11 protein-coding genes are annotated in these 10,925 nt (G+C 49.7%); 9 read left to right on the forward strand and 2 right to left on the reverse strand.

Translation table 11 applies throughout. From position 1 onward, the window contains the following. Positions 1-286: 286 nt before the first annotated feature. The 5 genes from DP091_RS00005 to DP091_RS00020 all read left to right on the forward strand — a co-directional run bounded on the left by DP091_RS00005 (position 287) and on the right by DP091_RS00020 (position 5,935). Entirely contained in the window at positions 287-1,639 is a 1,353-nt protein-coding gene (locus DP091_RS00005) for a cytochrome ubiquinol oxidase subunit I (protein WP_113056489.1), read from the forward strand. After that, complete coding sequence (locus tag DP091_RS00010; protein ID WP_113056490.1) at positions 1,636-2,667, forward strand: cytochrome d ubiquinol oxidase subunit II; 1,032 nt, start codon at positions 1,636-1,638, stop codon at positions 2,665-2,667. The genes DP091_RS00005 and DP091_RS00010 overlap by 4 nt, the downstream gene beginning before the upstream one ends. A 5-nt stretch (positions 2,668-2,672) precedes the next feature. Then, positions 2,673-2,774 carry a cytochrome bd oxidase small subunit CydS family protein gene (gene cydS, locus DP091_RS32455; protein ID WP_422759654.1) on the forward strand — a complete coding sequence of 34 codons (102 nt, stop codon included), beginning with the start codon at positions 2,673-2,675 and terminating at the stop codon, positions 2,772-2,774. A 126-nt stretch (positions 2,775-2,900) separates the two neighbouring features. Further along, positions 2,901-3,932, forward strand: a complete 1,032-nt coding sequence (locus DP091_RS00015) for an MBL fold metallo-hydrolase (RefSeq protein WP_113056491.1) — start codon at positions 2,901-2,903, stop codon at positions 3,930-3,932. Positions 3,933-4,309: 377 nt separating this feature from the next. Continuing rightward, positions 4,310-5,935 carry an ABC-F family ATP-binding cassette domain-containing protein gene (locus DP091_RS00020; protein WP_113056492.1) on the forward strand — a complete coding sequence of 542 codons (1,626 nt, stop codon included), beginning with the start codon at positions 4,310-4,312 and terminating at the stop codon, positions 5,933-5,935. Positions 5,936-6,058: 123 nt separating this feature from the next. Here DP091_RS00020 and DP091_RS00025 read toward each other — a convergent pair whose 3' ends face one another. After that, positions 6,059-6,247, reverse strand: a complete 189-nt coding sequence (locus DP091_RS00025; RefSeq protein ID WP_113056493.1) for a hypothetical protein — start codon at positions 6,245-6,247, stop codon at positions 6,059-6,061. A gap of 225 nt (positions 6,248-6,472) precedes the next feature. Between DP091_RS00025 and DP091_RS00030 the strand changes: the two genes are divergently transcribed. Then, complete coding sequence (locus tag DP091_RS00030; RefSeq protein ID WP_113056494.1) at positions 6,473-7,345, forward strand: cation diffusion facilitator family transporter; 873 nt, start codon at positions 6,473-6,475, stop codon at positions 7,343-7,345. A gap of 107 nt (positions 7,346-7,452) precedes the next feature. Here the strand turns inward: DP091_RS00030 and DP091_RS00035 are convergent, their stop codons facing one another. Beyond that, positions 7,453-7,797: a hypothetical protein gene (locus DP091_RS00035; protein ID WP_113056495.1), complete on the reverse strand. Its 345-nt coding sequence runs from the start codon at positions 7,795-7,797 to the stop codon at positions 7,453-7,455. A gap of 188 nt (positions 7,798-7,985) precedes the next feature. On the opposite strand from DP091_RS00035, the gene DP091_RS00040 reads away from it, so the two are divergent. From DP091_RS00040 to DP091_RS00050, 3 genes are all read left to right on the forward strand, one after another. Further along, the gene (locus DP091_RS00040) at positions 7,986-8,564 is read left to right on the forward strand and encodes a hypothetical protein (RefSeq protein ID WP_113056496.1); all 579 of its coding nucleotides are present in this window, start codon (positions 7,986-7,988) and stop codon (positions 8,562-8,564) included. Between the two features lie 256 nt (positions 8,565-8,820). Beyond that, the gene (locus DP091_RS00045; protein WP_113056497.1) at positions 8,821-9,270 is read left to right on the forward strand and encodes a MarR family winged helix-turn-helix transcriptional regulator; all 450 of its coding nucleotides are present in this window, start codon (positions 8,821-8,823) and stop codon (positions 9,268-9,270) included. Between the two features lie 52 nt (positions 9,271-9,322). After that, entirely contained in the window at positions 9,323-10,828 is a 1,506-nt protein-coding gene (locus tag DP091_RS00050; protein WP_113056498.1) for a DHA2 family efflux MFS transporter permease subunit, read from the forward strand. Positions 10,829-10,925 lie beyond the last annotated feature (97 nt).

Below are 10,925 nucleotides of genomic sequence, written 5' to 3' on the forward strand. Positions count from 1 at the left end.
AATTTATGAGTTATCAGTGGAACTGATGAAATTCTATATCGCAAGAAAACCTACCTATGCATCGCGGTCGCTCATCCTTGAAGTGGCCTCGATAGAGGTTTTCTTATCAAAATCGGACTTTTTTAACAACCTCTGAAGGAGGCTAGGCTAACGGATGCACAGGAAGCAGGAGCGAAAGCTTGCGATTCTATGCTTTATTGTTGCGGCCATCATGCTATACGGCGCTGTAAAAGGGTATCTGCGCTATATGAAACATTTTGGATAAAGAAACCGAGGAGTGAACCCGATGTCTTCACTGGACCCCGTACTGATGAGCCGGATCCTGACCGGTTTGACCCTGTTTGTGCATATTGTTCTGGCAACCATCGGCGTTGGGATTCCGATCATGCTGGCTCTGGCGGAATGGAGGGGGATACGGACAGGGGACAACCATTATACACTGCTTGCCCGGCGCTGGGCGCGGGGATACGTGATTACGGTGGCCGTCGGCGTCGTGACAGGCACCGCCATCGGCCTGCAGCTCAGCTTGTTGTGGCCCACCTTTATGCGTGTCGCCGGTAAAGCCATTGCGCTGCCGCTGTTCATGGAAACCTTTGCTTTTTTCGTGGAGGCGATCTTTCTAGGCATTTATCTTTATACATGGGATCGATTCAAAAATAAATGGACCCATTTGCTGCTGCTTATTCCCGTGGCGATCGGCTCCTCCGCGTCAGCGTTTTTTATCACGAGCATGAATGCGTTTATGAATCAGCCTCAGGGCTTCGAGCTGGTGGATGGGGTATTTACGAATGTGAATCCGTTCGTGGCCATGTTCAATCCGGCGACGCCGACCAAGGTAAGCCATGTGCTGGCGTCTGCGTTTACGACCAGCGCCGCTGCGCTGGCCAGCATAGCCGCTTTCAGTATATTGCGGGGAAGCAAGCACATCTACTTTAAGAAAGCGCTGAAGCTCACCGTCGTGTCGACCTTTGTTTTTGCTGTGGCCACCGTGATGATCGGAGATTTCTCCGGCAAATTTCTGGCTAAATACCAGCCCGAGAAGCTGGCGGCGGCTGAGTGGCATTTTGAAACGATGAGGCAAGCCCCGCTCATTTACGGCGGCTTTCTGGATGAGAATAACGAGATTAAGTATGCATTGAAGATTCCGTACGCGCTAAGCATATTGGCGGGAAACAGCCCCAGCACGGAGGTCCTTGGACTGAATGAGTTTCCGGCAAATGAGAGACCGCCGATGTCGGTGCATTATTTTTTCGATCTAAAGGTGACCAGCGGCGCCGTGATCGTTCTGATTCCGCTCCTGTATATGTTCCGAAAGAAACTTCCTGGCAAAAGGCCTTATCCAAAATGGCTGCTGCTCAGTATATTGGCTTTGGGACCTCTATCGATGTCAGCCATATGGCTGGGCTGGTTCCTTGCCGAGATCGGAAGGCAGCCGTGGATTGTACGTGGATACATGAAGGTATCGGATGCGGCAACCACTTCATCAAGCGTCGGCTGGATGCTGGTGCTGTTTATAATCCTGTATTTGGTGCTGTCCGTATCCGCGATTCGCGTGTTAAGCCAATTGTTCCGGAATAAAAGCGCGGAAGAGGAAATCCGGCTGCTGGGACTCGAAATCGAAGGGGGAGACCGCAAATGAGCTATGCAATGGTGGCAATAACCGTGCTGTGGACATTCCTGTTTGGCTATTTGCTGGTGGCCTCGATTGATTTTGGCGCCGGATTTTTCAGCTATTACAGCGTGCTCACCGGACACGAGAATAAGATTCATAACATCATCCAGCGATATTTATCTCCCGTCTGGGAAGTGACCAACGTATTCCTGATCTTTTTTGTGGTCGGACTTGTCGGCTTCTTTCCGGATGCTGCGTATTATTATGGCACCGCCTTGCTTGTGCCGGGCAGCTTGGCCCTTGTGCTGCTGGCGATCCGCGGCGCTTACTACGCCTATCACACGTATGGCAGCCAGACCGGGAACAATATCGTGTATATGGGGCTCTACGGGGCCACGGGACTGCTCATCCCTGCCGCGCTATCAACGATATTGGCCATCTCGGAAGGCGGCATTATCTACATGGACAACGGAAAGGTAGAGCTTCATTGGTATACGTTCTTCACGAATCCGTACACGTGGTCGGTCATCCTGCTTGCCCTTGTGAGCGTGCTGTACATCTCGGCGATGTTCCTGTCCTATTACGCGCAGCGTGCGGGGGATGAGGTAGCGTTCGGCGTGGTCCGGGGTTATGCCCTGGGATGGAGCGGCCCGACGATCCTGGCTTCGTTGTTCGCGTTTTTTCAGATTAACCACCAGAATCCGGTTCACTTTGGGCAGATGCTGGATATCGCATGGATGTTTATCGCGTCGTTCATCTGCTTTGTCATTGCGGTGTACCTCGTATGGAAACGAATCCGGCTCGGCATCGCTTTTATTATGGTCATGCTCCAATTCGCCTTTGCCTGGTACGGGTATGGACGCTCGCATCTGCCGTATATTCTCTATGATTACATCCATATTCATGAGAGCATAACCAACGATACGATGGCGATCGCATTGATTACCGCATTTATCCTGGGTTTCTGCGTGCTGGTTCCTTCCCTGATCCTGCTGATGCGATTGTTTCTGTTCGATGCAAACTACATTCGCGGCAAATCCGCGAAGAAGGGGTGAGGCAAGTGGAGGATTTCGCCATTTTCATAGCACCCCTGCTCACCGTACTGGCTGCTGTAGCCTTTATGGCGATCTACGTCGTCAAGTATAAAGATCCATCGGATTGATTCCGGATAAAGGCAAATCCAGGTTGGTTGGCCACGAATCGTTCGGTGTAAAAAGAACAACAAGCGCAAAGTTGAGCGAGAGGTCAATACGGGGTAAAATACAGGGTAATGGAAGGAGGAGGCTGCATGCCAAAAATTCGCTATAACAATATCGATAACGTCAGCACGGATAAAACACTTAAGCAATTCAAGCAGTGGCGCGACGAACGTCGTCAGAAGAAGAAGGATTATTCCTACTGCATTCCGAACCTGACGCCGGATCTTCAGTATTTGCATAGCAACCGGCACGAAACCTCCGTTACCTGGATCGGGCACGCTACGTTCTTCATCCAATATGAAGGCTTGAACATCGTGACTGATCCCGTATGGGCGCGGAGAATGGGATTTAATAAGCGTCTTGGAGAACCTGGGCTTCCCATTCATGAGATCCCCCCGATCGATGTCATTCTGATCTCGCATTCCCATTATGACCATATGCATGTTGCCTCGATCCGTAAGCTGTACCGTGCGGACACCACGATCATCGTACCGGTGGGTCTGCGTCGCAAAATGATCAATAAAGGCTTTCGCCGCGTGATCGAGCTGCAGTGGTGGGAAGCCACAACCATCAAAGGCGTGAAATTCTCCTTCGTGCCGACACAGCATTGGACTCGGCGCACGCCGTTTGACACGAATACATCCCATTGGGGAGGGTTCGTGATGGAGCCTGTCCTGCAGGATGGAAAGGTGGATTCGGCTTCTTCCGATGCATCGCCATGCCATAACGAACCTGTGTCGGAGGATGGCACCCGCCTGCTTCCGCCGAATTTGTATTTTGCCGGAGACAGCGGTTATTTCGAGGGCTTTAAGCTGATCGGAGAACGCTTCAACATTCACCTTGCGCTGATGCCCATCGGGGCATATGAGCCGGAATGGTTCATGACGTCGCAGCACGTCAATCCGGAAGAGGCACTGCAGGCGTTCCAGGATGTGAAGGCCGAGACGATGATTCCGATGCATTACGGCACCTTTAAGCTGGCAGACGATACGGCCAGAGAAGCGCTGGATCGGATGGAAGCGGAACGCGAGCGGCTGGGGATCGCCAAGGAACGAATTCGCGTATTAAAGTACGGAGAGACCTTCAAGGTTCAGCCTGAGCGAAGAAGCGTGACATCATAACCGATACGTGCAAGCGATTTCGATCACCATACACCATAGACTGCCAAAAGAGGCCCGGAAGGTTTTTCATAACCTTTCGGGCCCATTTTCAGTTGCTTCTTAACGTCAGCGTTTTGCAGAATGCCGACCGCTCTTGCGGCAGCAGTATGAGCGTGGGACCTGATCCGACGGGTTTCTTTCATTAATAGAAAGCCTCTTTTTCTATTAAACTAGAAAAAAGAGGCTTTGATCATCGGTGTGCGTGTACTAGAGAAAAAGGCGCATGCAGGAGGTGATATTTGTTTAAAACCGTTTTATATCGTCCAGAAGCTTCGATAACCGTCGTACTTATGCTATAATGTGCTGAAACCAATAGTGATAAAGGATGGTAATGCTTAATGATCAGTACAAGCGGCGTAACGCTCCGCTATGGCAAACGAGCACTATTTGAAGATGTCAATATAAAATTCACCCCGGGCAACTGCTACGGCCTCATCGGCGCCAACGGGGCGGGTAAGTCTACATTTCTGAAAATCCTCTCCGGCGAGATTGAACCGAACCAAGGCGAGGTTCATATGACACCGAATGAGCGGATGGCGGTTCTGAAGCAGAACCACTATGAATACGATCAATATCCCGTCCTGGAGACGGTTATAATGGGTCATGCCCGGCTGTACAGCATCATGAAAGAGAAGGATGCGCTGTATGCGAAATCCGATTTCTCCGAAGAAGACGGCATGCGTGCGGGTGAGCTGGAAGGCGAATTCGCAGAGCTGAACGGATGGGATGCAGAGCCAGATGCGGCAGCGCTCCTGATCGGTCTCGGCATTCCACGTGAGCTGCACGATAAGAAGATGTCTGAGCTGAGCGGTAACGAGAAGGTACGCGTTCTCTTGGCGCAGGCGTTGTTTGGCCGTCCGCATAACCTGCTGCTGGATGAGCCTACCAACCACTTGGACCTGGAATCGATTCAATGGCTTGAGAACTTCCTCATGGATTATGAAGGCACCGTTATCGTGGTATCCCATGACCGTCACTTCCTGAACAAGGTGTGTACGCATATTGCGGATATCGATTTCGGTAAAATTCAGCTGTATGTCGGCAACTACGACTTCTGGTATGAATCGAGCAAGCTAGCGCTTGAACTTCAGCGGGATGCCAACAAGAAGAAGGAAGAGAAGATCAAGGAATTGCAAGCATTTATTCAACGCTTCTCGGCGAATGCTTCCAAATCGAAGCAGGCGACTTCCCGTAAGAAACAGCTCGACAAAATTACGTTGGAGGATCTTCGTCCTTCGAACCGTAAATATCCGTTTCTTCATTTCAAACCTGAACGCGAGGCGGGCAAGCAGCTGCTTACGATTGATGGCATCACCAAGTCGATGGATGGGGAAAAAGTGCTGGATAATGTCAGCTTTGTTGTAAACAAAGGCGACAAAATCGCGTTTGTTGGACCGAACGGGATGCCGAAAACGACGCTGTTCCAGATTATAACCGGTGAAAGCGAGGCGGATGCCGGTGAATACAGCTGGGGGGTAACAACAACCCAGGCGTATTTCCCAAAAGACAACTCTGCCTATTTTGACGGTGTTGATATCAACCTCGTGGAATGGCTGCGCCAATATTCCAAGGATCAAGATGAGACATTCTTGCGCGGATTCCTTGGCCGCATGCTGTTCTCGGGCGAGGAAGCGCTGAAGAAAGCAAGCGTACTGTCGGGGGGCGAGAAGGTTCGCTGCATGCTGGCGAAAATGATGCTGAACGGCGCGAACGTGCTGATCTTCGATGAGCCGACAAACCACTTGGATCTCGAATCCATTACGGCGCTCAACAATGGTCTGATCGATTTCGACGGAACGATTCTGTTTACCTCGCATGACCATCAGTTCATCCAGACGATTGCTAACCGAATTATCGAGATTACGCCTAATGGCATCATCGACCGCAGCATGAGTTATGACGAATATCTTGAGAGTGAAGAGATCAAGGGACTTCGCGATAGCATGTACCCGGTCGAAGCTTAAGAGTTAGGATATGGCGAAGGATGAGGCCGCGGGCTTTCATCTCGCCCGATCCATTAAAAAAATGCTGCACCTTCCAAGTATGGGAGGTGCAGCATTTTTTGCGTTATGCATGTACCGGCTCTTCTACGAACCGCCGGTACGACGACGCTGGTTGTTTGGTTTTTTGTTGTTTTGGCTTTTCATTTTTTGCGCTGAATCGGCTTGGAATTGTCCGGGCTTATTCGCGGACGCATTCTGCTGTTTTTTCTGTTCCAGCTTTTGCCGGATCGCATCGGCTAAATTCACTTTACGTGATTCATTATTCTCGGGCATAGTATCACCCTCCTCTTCGTGTTCGCTTGTCCTCATTTTATTCGTTTTTAAATCGCCCGGCAAGGGTAACAATGATTAATACCATTTTCTACGTCCATGGTTCTTTGATCGAAGCAATTATGTTTCTCTAGACCCACACAAATGACCTTTGCTAGGATTAAATATGGATAATGATGGATACCGATCGACCGCTGCGAAAGACAAGCAAAGGAGAGACGTTATAAAGTGAATGCCTATGATAACATCAAACAAGGGGAACGCGGGGCCTGGATCAGCATTGCCGCCTACCTCGTGTTGTCCTCGTTTAAAATATTTTGTGGATACTTATTCGCATCCAGTGCTTTGCTTGCCGACGGTTTTAACAACCTGACGGACATCGTGGCATCGCTCGCCGTATTGATCGGACTGCGAATTTCTCAGAAACCGCCGGATTCCGATCATGCGTACGGACACTTAAGGGCGGAGACGATTGCGGCTTTGGTTGCTTCCTTTATCATGGCGGTCGTTGGTATCCAAGTGCTGGTTGAAGCCGTTCGTTCATTTTTTGAAGGTTCCAAGGAAATCCCGAATTTATGGTCTGCCGGCGTAGCCGGTGTGTGTGCCGTTGCGATGCTTGGCGTATACCGGTACAACCGGAATCTCGCACGGCGAATCGATAACCACGCACTTATGGCCGCAGCCAAGGATAATTTATCGGATGCACTCGTCAGTGTGGGGGCAGCTGTAGGTATTATTGGCGCACAATTCGGCCTGCCCTGGCTGGATACCGTAGCGGCGGTAGCGGTTGGTGTCATTATTTGCAAAACGGCTTGGGAAATATTCAGGGATTGCACCTATAGTCTGACGGACGGTTTTGATGAGAATCGTTTATCGGACTTGCGTAGTACGATTGCCCGTACGCCCGGCGTCGAGGGGATTAAGGACATGAAGGCCCGAATTCACGGTAATCATGTGCTGGTGGATGTTGTCATCGAGGTGGACCCGGATATCAGTGTTCTGGAGGGGCATCAGATCAGTGACCGTATCGAAGAACAGATGGAGAGGATTCACAATATTATGAGCGTCCATATTCACGTGGAGCCTAAGGAATCGTCCTAGGGGATACCGACGGGTACGAATACAAATGGCAGGTCAAGTTCGTCTTGACCTGCCATTTAACCTGCAAGGATACATGAAAGATCATGAAGTCCGGCAGTCATACCTGATTACTTTACATAAATCCAAGCTTTACCGAGCCATGTATAAACTTCAACCCATTCCCCGCCAAGCACGACACCCGTTCGATTTCCGGTTGTGTCGATTTTTTGCGGAGCCAAGGCACCAAGCTTTTCGCCGTTTGGAGCGTTATAGAAGTAAGTTCTTTCCGTAATCTCGATCATAGGTGTAGGCACCAGTACTACTTCTTCCGGTTTGATAATAGGCTCTTCCGTCGAGATGGGAGCCGGCCCAGAAGTGTTGGATACCGTCCCGTTAATCGGATCTGCGCTTGCGACGGCGGTCAGGGACAGGGTGAGTGCTAGGGCTGCAGTAATGCTTAGTGTTTTTTTCATGGAATAATTCCTCCTTGGGACCGAAGTATGATTTGACATTATCGTAATAACCACGATTTGGATGTTTTGAACCAAGAAAGTTGGGTACATTTCTCAAATCGTGACAAGTTTCAAGGATTCCTATATACTTTGGAGATGGGAAAAGCCTTGTTTTCTCAGGGATATCCTATGGGAGGAGGGACTTTTAGATGGTACGTCGAAAAAAAAGAGCCGGACGTTTTCTGCTGGGTATATTTGTCCTTCTGCTTGTGATTATCGGTGCGTTGGTCTGGTTTGTTTATCCTACGCAATCTCTGGATATGCGCTACCGATCCGTTGATTTCAAGGACAAGTTGATGACCATGGTGTCCAATCGGGATACCCGCATGCTGCTGAGCACGGAAGAAGTCGGGGAGCTCAGCAAGAAGAACATGGTAAAATATATGAGCACCCATGACCTGGGCGTCGATATTACAGGTGCTGATTTCATCATGAATGGCACTACAATGACAGCCCATATGAATGGGCAATGGGGTATTCTGCCCTTTGGCGCAGTGCTGCGCTTTCAAATGTCTGCCGAGGGAAGCTATCTTCACCTGACGCACGAATCGACAAAGATCCGGGGAGCCCAGATCCCTTTGAATATGTTCCAGCTGGAGCCGATACAAATTACGCTCAAGGACTATTTACCGGATCTGGTAACTGTGAAAAATGTGAAGTTTCTGTCCGACGGCTTGGAATTGAACTTTACGATGGATTGGATGTCCATTCCGTCGCTGTTTAAGTAAAGCAAGGGAATCGGCTAAAGACTCAGATAAGGGAAACCAAGTCTGGGTCTTTTTTGTGCTTTACAAGAGAAAAGTCATTATTTTCAGAAAAAAACTATGAAAAAAATATATATGTAAACATTGACACTATAATTATCCCCCACTATAATCAGTAAATGTTTAGAAATAAATGTTTTAGTACTAAAGTATATAGAGGCGAAGTGGGCTGGTCTCTATTGAAGGAGTGCTGGACCTTTTAAAGGGGTGTAAAAAATACATGTCCATGCGGAATGAAATTCTGGAGTTGGAGATGCTATTTAAAAAGATGGTTCGAACTGTGCATCATGAGTGGCAGAAGGAAGGGTTTCCTAAACTAGGCAGAACGCAGTATACCGCCTTGGAGATGCTTCATGAACAGGGGGCATTGAGATTGTCGGACTTGGCCGATTCCATTCATGTGACATGCGGGGCGGTTACGGGCATATCCGATAAATTGATCGAGGGCGGATTGGCGTGCCGAACGAGGGATACAGCCGACCGAAGGGTCATTCATTTGGAAATTACGCCGCTCGGGAGGGATCTGATCGAGCAGCTGGCCAATAAACGTGCCGAGTTGAGTGATTTGTTATACGGTTTTCTAACAGACGAAGAGGTTAAGCAGTTAAGTGTCCTGTACCGCAAAATTTTGACGAATGTTGAGCACCTCCAAGGTCAGATGTCCACATAGAACAAACATGCTATATGTATGATTTTACTTAGAAAGAGAGTGAAGGCAACACATGAGTACCCATACCGTTGCTCGCCCCGGCGAGCCTGTTAAGAAAGGCCCTATCATTGCTGCACTTATGATTGGCGCTTTTGTCGCCATTCTAAACCAGACATTGATGAATGTTGCTCTACCGAGCATCATGGAGAATTTGAACATTAAACCGACCGTTGCCCAGTGGCTGACCACAGGCTTTATGCTGGTGAACGGGGTGTTAATTCCGGTTACCGCTTATCTGATCGCGCGCTTCTCGACAAGGCAGCTGTTCATCAGTGCGATGACGCTGTTTACGATTGGCACCTTGCTGTGCGCAGTCAGTCCCAATTTCGCGTTACTGCTTACCGGACGTCTCGTTCAGGCTGCGGGTGCAGGCATTTTGATGCCGCTCATGACCGTTGTATTTCTGAACATTTTCCCAATTGAGAATCGCGGGAAGGCGATGGGGATGATGGGGATCGCCATGATATTTGCTCCTGCCATCGGACCTACGCTTTCCGGATATATTGTGGAGCACTATGATTGGCGTGTGCTGTTCTACATGATCCTGCCTTTCTCGATCATTGCTACGCTAATCGGGGTTTTCTTCCTGAAAAATGTTACCGAGGTCAGCCGGCCGAAGCTGGACATGGTCGCCATCATTTTGTCCACCCTGGGCTTTGGCGGTCTGCTGTACGGCTTCAGCGATGCCGGCAATGACGGATGGTCCAGCACGCCGGTTGTTACGACCCTAGCGGTCGGAGCGATTGCCCTTATCCTGTTTGTATGGCGGGAGATGAAGACCGACAATCCGATGCTGGAATTCCGGATATTCAAATACAATATGTTTACGTTGACCACCCTTATCAATGTCATTGTCACGATGGCGATGTATGCCGGCATGATCCTGCTTCCCATTTATCTGCAGCAAATTCGTGGATTCACGCCGGTGGAATCAGGCCTTCTCATGCTTCCCGGCGCTATTCTGATGGGGATCATGTCACCGATCACGGGGGCGATCTTCGATAAGGTTGGCGCAAGATGGCTGGCTGTTATCGGTCTGGCGATTACGGTCATTACGACGTGGGAGTTCAGCAATTTGACCGAAACCATGTCTTACAACCACATGATGATCATCTATACGGCCCGGATGTTCGGGATGTCGATGCTCATGATGCCGATCCAGACGGCGGGACTTAACCAGCTTCCGCGGAGCTTGAACGCTCATGGTACGGCCATGTCCAATACACTGCGCATGGTTTCCGGCTCAATCGGAACGGCCATTCTAGTTACCGTCATGTCCACCCAGGCCGAGAGCAAAGGGGAAGCTCTGATGCAATCGGGGCTATTTGATCCGAACAATCAGGCCGACCTGCTTAAGCTGGGAAATGAAGCAACCATTTACGGCATTAACTATGCCTTCGTTATTGCGACATGGATCAGCGTCGCTTCCTTCATTCTGGCTTTCTTTATCAAGAAGACCAAGCCGGCGGAAGAGCCGAAAACCTCAGGAAATCAGGAGGCGGCAGCAACAAACGTATAACCAGACCCCATTTTGCCCAGCGCAAAAAAGGGTGTCCTATCTGGTATTATCCCCTCATGGTAGACAGTGAAAAAAGAGGACATGTTACAATGAACTC

It is taken from the genome of Paenibacillus sp. MDMC362, assembly GCF_003269305.1.
Lineage (GTDB): Bacteria > Bacillota > Bacilli > Paenibacillales > Paenibacillaceae > Paenibacillus_AQ.